Annotated in this window: 17 protein-coding genes; 13 read left to right on the top strand and 4 right to left on the bottom strand. The window is 35.5% G+C overall.

The features are described from left to right. Nucleotides 1-609 precede the first annotated feature (609 nt). The 5 genes from BBH99_RS20015 (at nt 610) to putP (ending at nt 6,402) form a co-directional block, all read left to right on the top strand. On the top strand, nt 610-888 hold the full coding sequence (locus BBH99_RS20015) for a hypothetical protein (RefSeq protein WP_066699959.1): 279 nt from the start codon (nt 610-612) through the stop codon (nt 886-888). Nucleotides 889-1,028: 140 nt separating this feature from the next. Beyond that, on the top strand, nt 1,029-3,590 hold the full coding sequence (locus BBH99_RS20010) for a M1 family metallopeptidase (RefSeq protein ID WP_066699953.1): 2,562 nt from the start codon (nt 1,029-1,031) through the stop codon (nt 3,588-3,590). Between the two features lie 11 nt (nt 3,591-3,601). Then, nucleotides 3,602-4,249: a hypothetical protein gene (locus BBH99_RS20005; RefSeq protein WP_066699951.1), complete on the top strand. Its 648-nt coding sequence runs from the start codon at nt 3,602-3,604 to the stop codon at nt 4,247-4,249. Between the two features lie 68 nt (nt 4,250-4,317). Further along, complete coding sequence (locus BBH99_RS20000; protein WP_066699949.1) at nt 4,318-4,704, top strand: Imm7 family immunity protein; 387 nt, start codon at nt 4,318-4,320, stop codon at nt 4,702-4,704. Nucleotides 4,705-4,902: 198 nt separating this feature from the next. Beyond that, entirely contained in the window at nt 4,903-6,402 is a 1,500-nt protein-coding gene (gene putP / locus BBH99_RS19995; protein ID WP_066699947.1) for a sodium/proline symporter PutP, read from the top strand. Between the two features lie 198 nt (nt 6,403-6,600). Here the strand turns inward: putP and BBH99_RS19990 are convergent, their stop codons facing one another. Next, on the bottom strand, nt 6,601-7,353 hold the full coding sequence (locus tag BBH99_RS19990) for an MBL fold metallo-hydrolase (RefSeq protein ID WP_066699944.1): 753 nt from the start codon (nt 7,351-7,353) through the stop codon (nt 6,601-6,603). Between the two features lie 303 nt (nt 7,354-7,656). Here BBH99_RS19990 and BBH99_RS19985 point away from each other — a divergent pair, with 303 nt between their 5' ends. After that, the gene (locus BBH99_RS19985) at nt 7,657-8,568 is read left to right on the top strand and encodes a hypothetical protein (protein WP_066699942.1); all 912 of its coding nucleotides are present in this window, start codon (nt 7,657-7,659) and stop codon (nt 8,566-8,568) included. Next, a complete protein-coding gene (locus tag BBH99_RS19980) occupies nt 8,555-9,190 on the top strand; it encodes an ABC transporter ATP-binding protein (RefSeq protein ID WP_066699940.1) in 636 nt (211 codons plus the stop codon). Before BBH99_RS19985 ends, BBH99_RS19980 begins: the two co-directional genes overlap by 14 nt. A 28-nt stretch (nt 9,191-9,218) precedes the next feature. Here the strand turns inward: BBH99_RS19980 and BBH99_RS19975 are convergent, their stop codons facing one another. Further along, complete coding sequence (locus tag BBH99_RS19975) at nt 9,219-10,361, bottom strand: MFS transporter (RefSeq protein WP_066699934.1); 1,143 nt, start codon at nt 10,359-10,361, stop codon at nt 9,219-9,221. A gap of 104 nt (nt 10,362-10,465) precedes the next feature. Here BBH99_RS19975 and BBH99_RS19970 point away from each other — a divergent pair, with 104 nt between their 5' ends. The 3 genes from BBH99_RS19970 (at nt 10,466) to BBH99_RS19960 (ending at nt 12,270) form a co-directional block, all read left to right on the top strand. Further along, a complete protein-coding gene (locus BBH99_RS19970) occupies nt 10,466-10,822 on the top strand; it encodes a winged helix-turn-helix transcriptional regulator (RefSeq protein ID WP_066699932.1) in 357 nt (118 codons plus the stop codon). A 260-nt stretch (nt 10,823-11,082) separates the two neighbouring features. Next, the gene (locus tag BBH99_RS19965; RefSeq protein WP_066699930.1) at nt 11,083-11,646 is read left to right on the top strand and encodes an AAA family ATPase; all 564 of its coding nucleotides are present in this window, start codon (nt 11,083-11,085) and stop codon (nt 11,644-11,646) included. Nucleotides 11,647-11,709: 63 nt separating this feature from the next. After that, nucleotides 11,710-12,270: a DUF6624 domain-containing protein gene (locus BBH99_RS19960; protein ID WP_066699928.1), complete on the top strand. Its 561-nt coding sequence runs from the start codon at nt 11,710-11,712 to the stop codon at nt 12,268-12,270. Nucleotides 12,271-12,371: 101 nt separating this feature from the next. Here the strand turns inward: BBH99_RS19960 and BBH99_RS19955 are convergent, their stop codons facing one another. Further along, complete coding sequence (locus tag BBH99_RS19955; RefSeq protein ID WP_066699926.1) at nt 12,372-12,707, bottom strand: nuclear transport factor 2-like protein; 336 nt, start codon at nt 12,705-12,707, stop codon at nt 12,372-12,374. Nucleotides 12,708-12,930: 223 nt separating this feature from the next. On the opposite strand from BBH99_RS19955, the gene BBH99_RS19950 reads away from it, so the two are divergent. Continuing rightward, nucleotides 12,931-13,701, top strand: a complete 771-nt coding sequence (locus BBH99_RS19950; protein ID WP_066699924.1) for a hypothetical protein — start codon at nt 12,931-12,933, stop codon at nt 13,699-13,701. A 133-nt stretch (nt 13,702-13,834) separates the two neighbouring features. Here BBH99_RS19950 and BBH99_RS19945 read toward each other — a convergent pair whose 3' ends face one another. Continuing rightward, on the bottom strand, nt 13,835-14,977 hold the full coding sequence (locus BBH99_RS19945) for a tetratricopeptide repeat protein (RefSeq protein WP_066699919.1): 1,143 nt from the start codon (nt 14,975-14,977) through the stop codon (nt 13,835-13,837). A 171-nt stretch (nt 14,978-15,148) separates the two neighbouring features. On the opposite strand from BBH99_RS19945, the gene BBH99_RS19940 reads away from it, so the two are divergent. After that, on the top strand, nt 15,149-15,652 hold the full coding sequence (locus BBH99_RS19940) for a DinB family protein (RefSeq protein WP_066699917.1): 504 nt from the start codon (nt 15,149-15,151) through the stop codon (nt 15,650-15,652). Nucleotides 15,653-15,729: 77 nt separating this feature from the next. After that, nucleotides 15,730-17,139 (top strand): hypothetical protein (locus BBH99_RS19935; RefSeq protein ID WP_066699915.1); only part of this gene is annotated, 1,410 nt, incomplete at its 3' end.

Below are 17,139 nucleotides of genomic sequence, written 5' to 3'. Positions count from 1 at the left end.
ACATGGCTTTAAGTATTTTTCACGGAAATCTTCCTGTGAAATGTCATCTACAATATCAATTGGTTTAAGGAGTATACCCATTCATTTTAATTATCCTGCTAAAGTATTAATAATTTATGATAATAAGTGAAAATAATTTTATTTATCTGGAATTAATATAAATAGATGAAAAAATAATCTCTTGATTTCCTTTGAAAAGCCTTTATTAATCATTCTGATTAGGTGTTTTTTTACTTAAAAATAAATTTAATTTTTTGAAAAAATAATATTTGTATAATGAAGCAATACTATGTAGCTTTATGAAAGAATAGATGGAATTGTAATAACTTAAAATGCAGATAACAGGATGATGAGAAAAAATATAAAGTTTTTTATTGTATGCATGATATTGCTGTCGGTACCCTGTTTTGTTTTAGGGCTTGAAGACAGTGCTTTTCAACAAATTTATCCATCCAATAATTGGGTGTCTTATAGCATTAATTCCCTGAAATATTTCCTGTTTTGGGTACTTCCAAACTGGTGGATTTTCATTATAGGCGGTGCTGTAGTACTGACTCTTTTATTTGTCCTATTTAAAAAGATAAAGACTTATTTCTTAAACAAAAACTAATGAAAAATCTTTATAAAAAAAATCCATTAGAACTCTTTTCCTGGATTATCATTGCTATAGGAATTGTATTTTTTTATTGGATATTGGGAAATGATTTTACAGGTAAGAAAATAATTCTGGCCTTTGTAATAGCTTTAAATGGGGTTGGATTTTTTGTGAATATTAAACATTTTGATACTTACAGGAAAAGTACTTATACTGCACTCATGGGATATTATGCGGTATTGGGGTTTATGATTCTTGTTACAGTATTGGCCTTTTTGGAAATCATAAAATAATAATAAGGAAATATGTATTTGGAAAAAAGATGGTCTACACTCTTTAAAAGTGGCTTTTGTTATTGAAATAAAAGCTTAATTTTATGAATGTCTTCGAAATTGGTGTTTTTCCCTTAACATCCAATCCTTATATTTGAGGTATGAAAAAAGTACGTCTGTTAGCATTATTCTTAGTTGTTTTCAATACCGGTTACCATGCGCAAATGAAATCTTCGTCCAAGATTGAATCCGGGGTTTCGTATGAACTGGCTCAGTTGAGAAAAAGTACATTAAGTGAGATTAAATATGAACTCAGCCTGAAAATTCCTGAAAGTAAAACAGAAAGGATCTCCGGAACTGAAGTTCTTCGTTTTCAGTATAAAAAAACAAACGAATCTCCACTGCTGATTGATTTTAAAGAAGATCCTTCATCACTTTTATCCGTATCAGTGAACGGAAAGGCTATAAAACCTGTTCTGGAAAATGAGCATGTGGTTATTGATTCTCAGTACCTGAAATCAGGATCTAATGAAATTCATTTTAATTTTCTGGCAGGAAACGGAGCTTTGAACAGACGTGATGGCTATCTGTATGCCTTATTTGTGCCAGATCGTGCAAGAACAATGTTCCCATGTTTTGATCAACCCAATCTGAAGGCTAATTATGCCCTTACGTTAACCATTCCTGAAAAATGGAGTGCCATATCCAACGGAAAACTGAATGATACCTTTGTTCAGCAAGGGCAGAAAACGTTGAAGTTTAATCAGTCAGATCTTATTCCTACCTATCTTTTTTCTTTTGCTGCCGGAGATTTTAAAAACCATACGGAGAAAATCAGCCAGCAGGACTCCAGGATGTTATATCGTGAAACAGATTCTGTGAAAATTAAGAACAGCATGGATTCTATTTTCACCTTATATCGAAATTCACTGGCCTATTATGAAAAATGGACCGGTATTAAACATCCTTTTCAAAAACATGGAATGGCAGTGGTTCCGGATTTTCAATTCGGTGGAATGGAACATCCGGGAGCCATATTATTTCAGAACTCTACATTGTTTTTAGATAAAAACGCCACCCAGAACCAGCTGAATAACCGTTCCAATCTGATTGCCCATGAAGTAGCTCACCTTTGGTTCGGCGATATGGTAACGATGGATTGGTTTAATGACGTCTGGATGAAAGAAGTTTTTGCCAATTTTATGGCGGATAAAAGTACCGGAGCCTCTTCAGATAAAAGTGTATATAATCTGAAATTTTTAACAACCCATTTTCCGGCTGCCTATTCTGTAGACCGAACGTTGGGAGCAAATCCTATCCGCCAAATCCTGGATAATCTGCAAAACGCAGGAATGATGTATGGCCCTATTATTTACAACAAGGCTCCTATTATGATGCGTCAATTGGAATTACTGATCGGAGAGAAAGACTTCCAAAAAGGAGTCAGTGAATATCTTACAAAATATGCTTTTAACAATGCAAGCTGGCCGGATCTTATTGCTATTCTTGATAAGCATACCCCAAAAGACCTTCAAAGCTGGAATAAAGTATGGGTAAACGATCCCGGAAGGCCTGTTATTGATTATGAAGTAAAGTATAAAGGAGACAAGATAGAACGTTTTACCATTACTCAAAAACCGGAATATGGAAAAGAGCAGAATTTATGGCCTCAGGAATTTGAGATCAGTTTATTTTATGCTGACCGAGTAGAAAAGGTGAATGTAAAACTGGAGGAGAAGCAACAGGATATTTCTGAATTAAAAGGAAAAGCAAAACCTCTGTTTATCCTGCAAAACTCATCAGGAATAGGCTATGGAGTGTTCAGAACAGATAGAACGGTTATCTCCAGCTTTTCTTTGATAAAAGATCCGATCAGCCGTGCCAGTGCCTATATTTCGCTGTATGAAAATATGCTGAACAGTTCAGGAGTTGAAGCTCAGGAATTATTAAACTTTTTTGCAGGACAGCTAACCAAAGAAACTACAGAGCTGAATCTTCGTTTGATTACAGGTTATATTTCTTCTATTTACTGGAACTTCTTATCCGAAAATATCAGATTGAAAGAATCAACAAATTTGGAAAATCTTTTCTGGAAGGCTTTGGAAATACACACGGCAAAAAACAATAAGAAGATTGTGTTTGATGGTTATCAGAGTATTTTCCAGTCTCAAGTGGCCTATGATAAGCTGTATAAGATCTGGAAGTCTCAGACGCCGCCACAAGGAGTGTCGCTTAATGATGAAGATTTCACCAATCTTGCTCTTGCCTTGTCAATAAGAAACTCGAATAATAATGAGCTGTTGCAGGAACAGCTGACAAGAATTAAAAACCAGGATAGGATTAACCGATTTAAGATCATTATGCAGGCTGCATCATCTGATCAGAAAGTGCGTGATGATTTCTTCAACGGACTTATGCAAAAGCAGAACCGGACCAATGAATCTGCTGTGGGATCGGCATTAGGTTATCTACATCATCCGTTAAGACAGAAATCTTCTATCCATTATCTCGCTAAGTCTTTGGACATTTTACAGGAAATTCAGAAAACGGGAGACATATTTTTCCCGGATAACTGGCTTCGTTCTACATTCGGAAGCTATCAGGATCCAAAAGCCTTTGAAGCAGTTAACCAGTTTCTTCTGAAAAATCCTGATTATAATGCCATTCTGAAAAATAAAATCCTACAGGCTACTGATAACCTGAGAAGAGAACGTATTCATTAAGAGAAAGTAATATGAGGTATTATGCAGATGTAAATAATGATTACTTAGCAAAATATTTGGATGCTGAGATATTGGATGGTTTTACAAGCTCGTGGTTCTTTTATGACAAAACGGAAGAATTCAAACTTGCAGAAGTATTGGATATGGAGGGAAATGTTTTCTCTTTTTTATGGGAATATGCAGATGATACTTTATCAGAAAAGATAGATGAATGGAAGAGGGCGTTGAAAAGAAATAATATTCAGCTGAGTTTTGGCATGAAAATCATAAACAAAGACTATTTAGCTTCAGAAAAGAAAGTGTATGTAGATATTGTTGAAACCGATTTTACAACTGCTGATGAATTGTTTAAAAACTTTTCTGCTTTTAATGTTGCTAAAAATTTAACGCAGTTCATTGTTGATAAAAATATGTATGCAGATGATCTGAATTTAAGTTTCCTCGATACAGCCGATCCCTTAGCAAGATTTGAAAACTGTATTAAAATGATTCAATATCAGTGGTTAGATGCCATTGTTTTAAACGGATATCATCACAGGGGAGATCTGGTAAAAGTATTCATTCACAGCAAGGAAATTCATTTTTTACCGGAACATAATACACTGATAAAGAATATTTTTGAAAATATATATGTAGCCAATTCTCTCAGTTGGTCGTAATGATGGAGAAAAAGTAAAACGGATATTCATGAATCTATGATTTAAATTGTTAAAAAAATTATTTGCCTATGTTTGAATATAAAGGTTGGATTACTTTGGAATTTGATCCATACGAGGAAGATTTCACAAAATTGAAAGAACAGATATCTCTTCTGGAGAACACGCTTCATACATTCAATACCTTTTCACAATTCTCTACCATTATCAATTGCAATGAAAGCTATATATTACCATTAATAGGAGTGTTAAATCATGAAAATGGTATTTTGGAAGAGATGAAAGCCTTATTACGTTACATCGGGGAAATTTTACCGGCTTCTTATGGAGTGGTTTATTACAGAGATCATGAGGGAAGCAGTTCCAATAATTATTTTATTATCAGATTATCTAAAGGAAAATTAGAAGAATTTGCAGATAATATCCTGAGTCCGTGTTTTCCCATTATTGAAAATTAAGACAATCATCTTAGATATTCAAAAACCTTATCAGGATTATTTTAGTTTATGTTTCATTTTGATAGAATATCATTTAGAATAAGATATTTATAGTTTAATATTTACATTGCTTTGCTATTGTTGGATAACATTATTACCAGATAACAGAGCCCTTATTTCTGAGAAAATGGCTATCTTCGGCTTCATAAAAAAAATGATATGCAAGTATATGAAGGGATTTCTGTGGGGTTGTATCTGTTATTAATGATAGGTATAGGCATATATTCTTATAGAAAATCAACAAACAATTCGGAAGAATTTTTAATTGGAGGAAGGAAAATGGGAGCTGCTGTTACAGCACTATCTGCGGGAGCAGCTGATATGAGTGGCTGGCTGCTGATGGGGGTTCCGGGAGCTATGTATCTTTCCGGTATTTCAAGTTCATGGATCGCGATAGGCTTAACACTCGGAGCATTTCTCAATTACATTATTGTAGCCCCAAGACTTAGAATTTATACTGAAGTAGCTCAAAATGCCATCACACTACCCGTATTTTTTGAAAACAGGTTCAAAAATAAAAACCATATTCTGAAGATTACTTCTTCTATTTTTATTCTGGTATTTTTCACTCTTTACACCTCAGCAGGAATGGTATCCGGCGGAAAACTCTTCGAATCAGCTTTCGGAATGGATTATACCGTAGGATTACTATTAACAAGTTTAGTTGTTGTTCTATACACGTTTTTGGGCGGATTCCTGGCAGTAAGTCTTACTGATTTTGTGCAGGGAACTATTATGGTGCTGGCATTGGTGATTGTACCTATTGTTGCCATTACCCAGATTGGAGGAGTAGGAGAGACTTTATCACTTATTGAAGCTAAAGATCCAAAATACCTGGATATGTTCAGGGGAACCACTACAATAAGTATTGTTTCCTTATTAGCCTGGGGATTAGGATACTGCGGGCAGCCCCATATCCTGGTTCGTTTCATGGCTATTGATAAGCCAAAGGATCTGGTTAAGGCAAGAAGAATCGGGATTACATGGATGATCTTTACGGTTGCGGGAGCTTTAGCTATCGGGTTGGTAGGAATTGCTTACCTGCAGAAATTTGATATAGAAACGATGATAAAGTTCGATGGATCAAAGACAGAAGCAGAAACCATTTTCATTTACTTCTCCCGTATTTTATTCCATCCGTTTATTGCAGGATTCCTGTTAACGGCGATTCTTGCAGCTGTAATGAGTACTATTTCTTCCCAATTATTGGTAACTTCAAGTTCATTAACAGAGGATATTTATAAAGCTTTCCTGAATAAAAAAGCAACACCCAAACAGCTTCTGGTGGCCAGCAGACTTTCCGTTCTATTGGTAGCAGTAATTGCTGTGCTTTTATCATTAGACCCAAAAGACAGTATCCTTAACCTGGTAGGAAATGCCTGGGCAGGTTTCGGTTCAGCATTCGGACCATTGATTCTTTTGTCTCTTTTGTGGAAGAAAACAACATGGCAGGGAGGTTTTGCCGGAATGTTAGTGGGAGGAATTACAGTGCTTGCATGGGTATACCTTCAGCATCCGTTGAAAGAATGGTATGAAATCATTCCGGGATTCATCCTTTCTTTATTGACTAATATTATTGTTTCCTTAGCCACTTACAAGCCCGATGCTGTGATTGAAAGTGAATTTGATGAGATGAAAAAGGTTATGCAGGAACCATAATGGTAACTGATATAGAGTATAATACACAAACCCTTGCCGAAAAGCGAGGGTTTTGTTTTTTTATAGGGTAGGAAGCAGGATGCTGGAAGAGGGAAGTCGTTAAAGGCATAAAAAGAAGGGTGCACTTCTGATTATATGATTTTCAGGAGTTTTAGGCAGGATCATAACTTCCAGCTTCCCTCTTCCAGCTTCCTTACTTTAAGACACAAATTCTTCACGATCATGATAGCCGAAAACTTCTATTTGCGGGTGCTCCTTCATGAGTGCTTTTATCTTTTCCATAGATTCAAGACGTCTCGTATTGTCATCGGCTCGGGCTTCAGCTAATTGGCCGGCAGGATTTTGCTCATCTTCCAGTTCTGCTCTCAGATAATAGGCATCTCCAATATAGAATAGCCATTTTCCTTCCCATTCTATGGCGATTCCGCAATGTCCTAATGTATGACCAAACAGGGGAATGAGATAAATTTCAGTTTTCAGGGAGGTTTTTACTTTTCTTGCCTCAAATCCAAACCATTGCTCATCAGATATTCCATATTCTTTAATTGGAGGATTATGGGCAAGATGACCTTCAAGATAACGAGGATTGTCACTGTAGAAATTGATAAGTTCTTCTGCGGAAACATGCACAGTGGCATTTGGGAAATCTGCAAGCCCTCCGGTGTGGTCGGGATCCAGATGACTCACAATACAATCCTTTACGTTGGCAGGATCTAATCCCAATTCAATAATCTGGTGATAGGCCGTAAGCTTCATATCCAATTGAAACCCTACTGCTTCTATCAATTCAGCACTAAGTCTTTCATTAGGGTGTTCCACATCCTGTACACCTACTCCCGTATCAATAAGCAGCAGGTTGTCATCTTCTTCAATCAGCAGGCAGTGCCCAATTACATCATCATTCATAGGGATGACTACCTTTACACAGTTGAGATGGTGTATTCTCTTCATATTCTCATCGGTATTTCAAGATTAAAATTGTATTCACAAAATACAAATTATAAGTAGAATTTCTTTTGGATTTCTGATGAATATTGAATTCTTTAGCTGTATTTATGGCTTGTTGTAAAAAGTTTTAAAAATTTTGAATGGAATTTAATCATCTTTAAATAATCATAAATTATAATGAAAAAAATACCACTTGTATTTCTCAGAAAAAAATCTGAACTTTCAGGTTTTTATGACCAGTCAGAATAAACTTATATTTGATAAAGGCTGTTAAATAAAAACATTATAAGATACCATCACAGTCTTTTGGAAAAACTAATCAGCCATTTTAAATTCAGATGTAATCAGAGCTTCAGGATATTCAACCTGAATCCTAAAGTCAGTATCCCGGTTTTACTTCTTTTAGGTGCGCTGATTGCTGTAAAACTGCCGGAACATTATTATTACCCGATTCTATTTTTTGTACTTATAGCCCTGCTTCATGCGGAAAGAAAAGATCTTCCGTTTCTGAGGAAGGTTTTTGTACAAAACTGGCGATGGATTATTCTGCTGGAAATAACCATCATGTACAGTGCTTTACTATTCGGAAATATCAATTATAGAATTGAGAAGACAGGTCTTATTGTATATGTTTTGATCATTTCATTAATCTTCATTCCTCCAAGAACAAAACCGTGGCTGAATCTGAAATGGACCTTTATTCCCAACAGTCTGTTTGAGTGGAAGAGCTTCCTGAGAAAGAACAGCTGGAAAGTAATTCTTGGATTCATTGTGGTGATGTTTTCGTCCTATCAACCGGTAGCCATGATTCTGGCAGGAACTTTTGTACTGGATTTCATTTCCCCTGTTTATCAGCCGCACGAAAGTAAAGAGATGCTTGAAATGTACTTTAAAAAGCATACGTTGAAAGAGAAGATCAGAAAAAATATTTTATTTTTCAACCTGTTATTGTTTCCCGTTTACTGCTCTTTTGTAATTTTAAACCCTTATGAAAGCTTATATGTATTATATTATTTTGCTTTTATGAACCTGTATCTCCTGTTAATTCTGATCAGAAAATATAAAAACTATAACCATAAAAACAAGGAAAGCGATTATAATATGGGTGTTTATTTCGAATACTTTCTTTGCAGCATGACTATTATTCCCGCCTTGTTCCTGCTTAAATCAGGCATAAAAGAGGCCCATCAAAATATAAGAACATATGTTGGAAATTAAAAATGTAAGTGTAGAATTTAAGAATCAGAAAGTTTTAAATAATCTGAACTTATCCATTGAAGAAGGCTGTATTTTGGGAATTCTGGGAAGGAACGGAGCAGGGAAAACCACTTTATTTGAATCCGTATATCAAAGTCTTCCATTTTCAGGAAATATTACCTGGAAAAACGAACGTTTACAAAGGAAACAGATTTCTTACCTGGAAACAGAAAATTACTTTTATCCTTATATTACAGGAGAAGAATATCTGTCTTATTTCTCATCAAAAAAAGAAAATGAGATTAGAGAAATTATTGGAAAATTCAACCTTCCACTGGAAAAATATGTGCAGTATTATTCCAGCGGAATGAAGAAAAAACTGGCTCTTGTTGGAATGCTGATGCTGAATAAGCCAATTAATATCCTGGATGAACCCTTCAACGGGGTAGATTTTGAAGGCGTGCATCTTCTGTATGATATTATCAGGCAGCTGAAATCAGAAAACAAAGTAGTGATAATCAGTTCCCATATTATCGAAACCCTTTTTCATACCTGTGATAAAATTGTATTATTGCAAAACGGAAGCATTCAAACCATATACAATAAAGAGGATTTCAGCCAGCTGGATACACTCAGATTTTAAACCCTGAAAATTGGCGTCTGGAAACTGCCTATTTGGAAAGCTGTGTTTTGATGAATAATACCATCAGAGCCAATGCTATGACAATAATACTGGACCCTATAATATGCTCAATACCATAATGAGCGATCCAGAATCCACCCAATAAAGTTCCGGCAGTGACTGCAAAATTTCCACAGGAAGTAAAAATACTGTTGATAAACTCTGAAGAACCGGAAACAGATGTGGTAACATTGATATTACTGATGAGGAACCCTCCGGAATGAACCAGCCCCCAAAAACCTATAATCCAGATCATAGGAACAAAAAGACTTCCATACCAATAGATCAATCCATGGATTCCTGCCAGTAAAATGAGGAATATACACGTGGTTTGAAATGGAAATCTGCTCATGTATTTTCCAGCTATTTTATTTCCCAGAATTCCAACAGTACCAAACATAAAAAGCATGATGCTGATCTGTTTCCCGTTCATATGCGTTACGTTTTTCAGGAAATCAGCCATGTATCCATAAGTGGAATACATAGCAGCAATGGTTAAAAATGTAATTAATAGGCCTATCCATAAATTTTTATTCCGGAATATTTTAAAATCAAATGCCATCGGAGCTTCAGTTTCCTTTCCAATAGCAGGTAGTAAAAACTGAACTCCGATTAGCGCTATAATATTGATAAAAGCGGTTAATAAAAATGATGATTGCCAGGAAAACAGATCAGACATTAAAGTGGCTAACGGCACTCCTAACACCGTAGCCAGAGTAAGTCCGGAAAAAATGATGCTCACTGCCCCTGATTTATCGGTAGGATCAGAAGTCGCTCCGGCAACGGATAAAGCAATGGACCAGTAAACAGGATGAAAAAAGGCGGGAATCATTCGGACGGCCAATAACAGATAAAAATTTCCAATATAAGCTGAAAGGATATTAGCTGCTGCAAAAATAAACAGAGAAGCAATCAGCAGATTTTTTCTTTTGAACGATGAGAACAGCATCAACATAAACGGTCCGAAAATAGCCACAATTAAAGCAAAAGCACTCAACAACCAGCCTGCTTTTTCAATGGAAATATGGAAAGCAGATGCAATTTCCGGCAATACACCAATCACTCCAAATTCAGTTGTAGTAATTCCGAATACTCCCAAGGCAAGTACATAAAGATTTCTCTTCGATTTCATAATTTTTTTGTGCAAATTTGCAGAATAGACTATCAGAAAACTATATACTTACCTTTTAGTTCTATACTTACCTTTTTGAAAGTGTAACAATAAAAAACAGTATTATGCCTCAGTTCTTCCACGATAAACGATTGTATTATACCCCAATAGAATTTGCGTTAAGCCATATTGGCGGGACCTGGAAGATGCCTATTTTGTGGAGATTACAGGAAAAACCGCTTCGTTTCAGTGAATTGAAAAAAGACATTCCTCATATCACGGATAAAATGCTGACCAGCCAGTTAAGAGAGCTGGAAAGCAAGGAAATGATTCATCGTGAGGTATATCCCGTTGTTCCTCCAAAAGTAGAGTACAGCCTTACTGAGAAAGGTAAAAAGTCAATTCCGGTTATTGAAACCATCATGAAATATGGCTATGATCTGATTCAGGATGCAGGGATTACTTTTCCGCCTAAGGAATAAATAGCTGATTTTCAGTATTCATTTTTCATATAAATAAATTACCTTTACAAAGATTCCGGTAGATTCAATATTCCATTGATTTGAATGGAATTATAGTCTTGTCCCAAAATATTCAGGTTCTATCCCTGCTTCCGTACATTCATATTTCTGATTTTACTTTCCAGCTATTTTTCTTGTTACTACTATAAGCAGAAATATCCTTTCTCATCCTGCTCCATACAATCCTGAAAAAATTATTTTAACCTATTAAAAATTGAAAAATGAACAATAATAAAGCCCTACAATTCTATACCCTTACCGGAGGTCCCGGTGCTGGAAAAACTACTTTGCTGGAAGGATTAAGTGACCTCGGATTGACTACTGCAGCAGAAGAAGGACGGAGAATTATCAAAGAACAGCTAAATTCTCATGGAAATGGATTGCCCTGGATGAATAAAGAGCTTTTTGCGGAATTGATGTTTAATGCTTCTATAAAAAGTTATCAGAAAATGGTCCGAATTTCAGGGAGTGATCCTGTTTTTTTTGACCGCGGAATATTAGACACTATTGGGTATCTCAAATTAGAAAGGCTTCCTGTTCCTAAAGAAATGGAAAGAGCAGCCTATGAAATGCAGTATAACAAGAATGTTTTCATCCTTCCCCCTTGGAAAGAGATTTATGAAAATGATCCTGAAAGAAAGCAAACCCCGGAAATCGCTGAACGTACCTTTGAATGTATGTTTGATACTTATCGGGAGTATGGCTATCATATTATTGAAGTTCCAAAAATAACAGTAGAACAACGAATCAGATTTATTCTTGAAATTATTGAGAGAATCCATTAAAATACCAATTCCCAAAGGCAGTTTTTTGTAATTTTAAAAACTTTTATTAATCAAAAAAATGTAATGACATATCCATTTGAGAATGAATTAATAGATCTTGCAGAATATGACCTTACAGTAAGGGAAAGGCTGGCTGCAGAAGGGAAATTAGAAAGTGGATACCATCCGGAAATGGAACGTGTTCATAAGGCCAATGCCCAAAGGCTTCGGGAAATTATGGGTGAAATAGGATTTCCAACCATCTCAAAAGTTGGTCCGAAAGCCAGTGATGCTGCTTGGCTGATTATTCAACATTCCATTGGGGAGCCTGAATTTATGAAGAAATGTTATGCAATGATGGAGGAGAATTTTCATGATATTAATCCTAAAAATAAAGCCTATCTCTATGATCGTATCCAGGTTTTTCAGGGCAGACCTCAAAAATATGGAACTCAGCTTATTGCCGGTGGAATCCCATTTCCTGTTGAAAATAAAGAAAACCTGAACGGAGAACGGGATAAAGTTAATCTGCCGGCATTGTCTGAAAAAGAAATTCATCAGATTCCTAATCCGGAAGAGATTCCTGAAATTGATCATAGAGATCAGGGTTATGTAGTATGGAGAAAAAAAGTAGGCTGGATTTAATGAACCAACCTGGAGCTTTTTCTTTTTTTGGATAAGCTTTTTGGGAAAACAGACTTTTATTACTTTTAAAAAAGCTTTGAAATTATATTTTAAATATATTATTACTCATTCAACAGCGGTCTTGGATCAAACAACACTTTTAAAGAAAGAATTTTACCATTAATGATCTGATACCAGCCTGAAGCCTCTATGGTTTTGTTTCCCATATCAATCATATACCAGAAAGAAACATCTTCGCCCGCAATAAAGGTTTTTATAATTTGATATTTAAATTTCATCTGTCTCATGTCTTTCATATATACTGAGGCTTTTTCTCTTGTCCCCAGTACACCTATGAACTTGAACTCAGGATCAAGACATTTTTCTGCATTATCGAAATCTTCCTCATTTAGGTACTGAATAAACTGTTCTGCTACATTTTGGGTTGTATTGCTCATAATATTGTTTTTTATACAAGCAAAATTAAAGAATCGGTAGTGCTCATCTTTGTGATTATCGTCACAAAAGATTGGATATTTAATTTTTAACATTTATAGTCACAATTAGGATAACAGTGGATGTATCCGAAACTTATTAACTGACATTTATAGGAAAATATAAAATTTACAGACCAACTCAGATCACAAATGTGTAAATTTGATTATTACATCTATAAATTACATGAGAAAACTTTTTACCAGATTGAATTGGTTTTTAATTCCTTCAGTTATTATCTTCAGTTGTTCAAAAGACAAAGAAAAAAAAGAGCTTTCCCAGACTAAAAGTGATGCAATTTCAACAAAAACGGTTACAAGTGGTTCTATAGCTGCTCCATCAGCATCAGTTAAAGAAATAAAGAAGAATCCTGCCGACTTCGTTCCAAAAGGATATAGAATTTTTGAAAAATCCTTTGGGGATCTCAATAAGGATGGGCTGGAAGACTGCATGCTCGTTATCAAAAAAATCGATGCTGCTAATATCGTAAATCATGAATATCGGGGTAAGCTGGATATGAACCGCCGTGGTATTATTGTACTTTTAAAAAATCAGAATGGTTATCAGCTAGCTGCAGAAAACAATAACTGTTTTTCATCCGAAAATGAAGATGGAGGAGCCTATTTTTCTCCCGAACTTATTGTTGAGGCAGAAAAAGGTAATCTGATTATACATTATGCTCACGGGAAGTATGGGTATTGGAGGTATATATTCAGATACCAGAATTCCGGATTTGAGCTGATAGGATATGATGAAAGCTCCAACACTGGTCCCTTGGTGAACAGTACAACCAGCATTAACTTTTCAACAAAAAAGAAACGAAAAGATATCAATATTAATGAAGAAGCAGAAGGTGGAGACGAAATATTTGAAACAACATGGAATAATATCAAAATTACAAAACTGCTTAACCTTACGGAAATCAGGGATTTTGATGAGCTTGAAATGTCGTATTAAACCAGACATCTGAAACTAAAGATTCCCATCATGAATAACTCCCAAAGCCCTAAAATAGTTCTTTGTTATTCAGAAAGAAGTGAAGAATCTCCTTATTTTAATCTGGAATATTTCGTTGGGTTCAGATCCGAAATTATTTTACGGCAAGCAAAGTAATCCTGTCTCGCGCATAGGCAATCTGTTCTTTTTCTTTTTCCTGATCAGGGTTGTTCTTCAAGTATAAATGATAATAGGTTAAAGCATTTTTAGGCTGTTTCAGATTAAGATCATATAAAAGTCCTAAGCGATAATAAATAATATTGCTAGTGCCAAAAGTTAGCCCTCTTTTATAAGCCGTTACTGCATCATTGTACTGGTTTTTGGCTTCGTAAATTCCTGCCAGTGCAGCATAATAAAGAGTGGTATGGTCTGAAATGGCTTCATCAATTGTTCTCTGTGCATAAATGGCGGCCATATTATAATCTTTCAGTTCACGATAGCTCAGGGCCATGTAGTATAGTGTTCCTTCATTCTGTATTCCCAGGTCTTCCAGCATTTTATAAAGTTCTACACATCGCTGGTAATTTTTTACATAGAAATAAGCTTGGCCCATTTCGTTCATGACATTGGCATCTGAATGAATCTTTAATAATTTCTCTCCTGTTTCAATAACTTCCTGGTATTTTCCCAAACGGTTGGAAATAGGTAATTGAGCCTGTTGCAATGTGAAATTTTCAGGATCGGCCACAATGGCTGTTTTCAATACATCATAAGCAGGTTGAAACTGTTTGAGACCATTGTAAGCCATAGCCAGATCATATGCCGTATCAGGATCTGCAGGATTCAGACTGTTTGCTTTTTTAAGGTATTCAAGTTTGGTTTCAGGACGATCCGTATAAGCTGCCATTTGTTTATAAGCACTGAAGTTTTGGCTGTCCAGCTGGATAATCTGTTGAAGGTAAGTTTTGGCATTCGTAATATTTCCTCTTCTGGAATTGATATTGGCAAGATTGAAAAGAACAGGAATATTATGGGGTTGGATGGCATTGATTTTTGTATAGCTTTTTTCTGCATCCGGAAGTTTCCCAGCCATCATCTGACAATAAGCAATTTGTATTAATGCTTTCACATCTTGTGTATCAGCGGGGAAAAAGCTTTGTAAATACTGTGCGGCATCTGCATACCTTTGGTTTTCATAATATTCAAGCAGTTTCTCCGTATCAATTTTTGTGGTCTGGGCCGTTACCGTTGTGAAACTTAACCCAATAAGAAGGATAGGAAGCCATATTTTCATCATGATTTTTTTTTTATACCTAAAATATTAGTTATTTATTAAGCTTGCAAGTTTTATCATCACCGGTTAAGGATTTTTTTTTAATTTTTAACAAACAAGTATGATAAGAGAAAAATAAATACTTTGGATTTCTTATATTCACAATACTGAAAATCATTAATTAAACCTTTTGAAATGGAAATTACCTCTGTAGCATCATTCATAGATTATTATGAAAAAATAAGGGCAAGAACAAACAAGATTATAGAAATTGTCCCTCCTGAACATATCGATTTCTCTTATAAACCTGGAAAATTTACGATAGGAGATCAGATAAGACATATTGCAGCTATAGAAAGATATATGTATGGCGAAACCATTTCAGGACGAGAAAGCGCTTATCCGGGATGTGGAAGAGAACTGGCGGACGGATATGAGAATATTGTAGTTTTTTTCAATGAAAAGCATCATCAAACGCTGGAAATTATTCAGGGACTTTCAGATCAAGACCTTAACCGTAAATGCCTGACTCCAGGAAATAATCCGATCTCTATCTGGAAATGGCTTAGGGCTATGGTAGAGCATGAGATTCATCACAGAGCAGAACTCTATATTTACCTCAATCTTTTGGATATCAAAACTCCGCAGATCTTTGGTTTTTCAGCAGAAGAAGTTCAGGATTTGAGCGTGAAGTTGTAGACCTCAATACAATCAGTAATTTGTAGTCATTAAAAATGATGAAGGTTAATTTGTATATTGGCATTCAAAAATTAATAATGACCAAAGCCTTTATTATTCCTTTATTCTTGCTGGTAAATTCTGTATATGGACAGACAGAAACTGAATTAAAACCAGGTGATACACTGAAGTATTCTCCAAAATCTCATAAACCGGGATGGATCATTGTTCAGTCCAACAATGCGAATGTTGCTGCAGCCCTGTTTATGGAAGGTAAAAAAATAAAGGAACAGGATGATTCCAGAGGAATAAAAAGTGTGGAAAGACTTTTTTATACTCCTGAAAAAGGGAAAAAATATGAGCTTAAAGTTTGGGCAAAATCTTATGTTGAGAAAGCGAAACCATCTAAAATTTCCATTACGGAATCCAAAACTGTTCCTGTCCTGAACATGCAATTTACTTCAACTCAGTTTGTAGAAGACTTACGGGCTTTCCGTTCCATAAGAGAAAAGGCAAATTCGGGACTGTATGTTTACAGAAGCAGACAACAGATAGACAGCTTATATCAAAAGGCAGAGGAAGAAGCTTTCAACAGTAAAAATATTTTTGATTTCTATAAGGTAATTGCTAAAATTACAGGTTTTGAAGGAAGCTGCCATAATTATACGGATCTTCCCAATCATGCATCCTATTATCTTACACAAAAACCTGAATATCTTCCCATCACACTGAAAAATGTGGATGGCCGTTTGCTGCAGGATTCAAAAGATAATAAAGTTCCACTTGCTGCTGAAATTATTTCCATTAATGGGATCACTGCCAAAGAAATGATCAGTCGTTTTTCCCAATACTATTTCTCTGATGGCTATTCTATGCCTTACAAAGAAATAACAGGCTTTGAAAGAGGAATGCTGGATAAGTTTTATATAGAATTTGGAACCCATAAACAATACATCATCCGTTATCAATGGCAAGGACAGGTCCATGAAGTTACTCTGCCCGGAATATCGTTAGAAGCTTTTAAAAAACTTCAGGAATTAAGACATTCACTTACCCTGGATAAAAAATTGATGACCGAGAAATACAGTTTTACCAAAGAAGGAGATAATGTATACCGATTATCAGTAAGAGGCTTTGATTTTGCAACTGGTAAAGAAGATCCGGCTTATAAGAAATTCAGTATCTTTCTTGAGCAGATGATGGATACTCTGGAGCATGAGAAAATAGGACACCTTATCATTGATCTTAGAGGAAATACCGGAGGAACCGGAGCACTGTATGAAAAAGTTTTTACTTACCTCACTTCAAAGCCTTTCCGTGACAGTCATTACGCCTATACCTGGTTTAATGAAGTTCCTATGGAAGAAAAGCTAGTGATTACACCTCTTTTCCTTTCCAATGGAGTGAAAGATAAACAGGGAATTAATGCTTACCTGAAACAGCTTTATCCTAAACAGATCCAGGGAAAATATTATTGGGCAGATGACAAAAACCCTTCCATCTTGCCT

This window comes from Chryseobacterium contaminans (assembly GCF_001684955.1).
In the GTDB taxonomy this organism is placed as follows: Bacteria; Bacteroidota; Bacteroidia; order Flavobacteriales; family Weeksellaceae; genus Chryseobacterium; species Chryseobacterium contaminans.
Note: the sequence above shows the minus strand (reverse complement) of the source record. Positions and strands in the feature narration are given on the sequence as shown.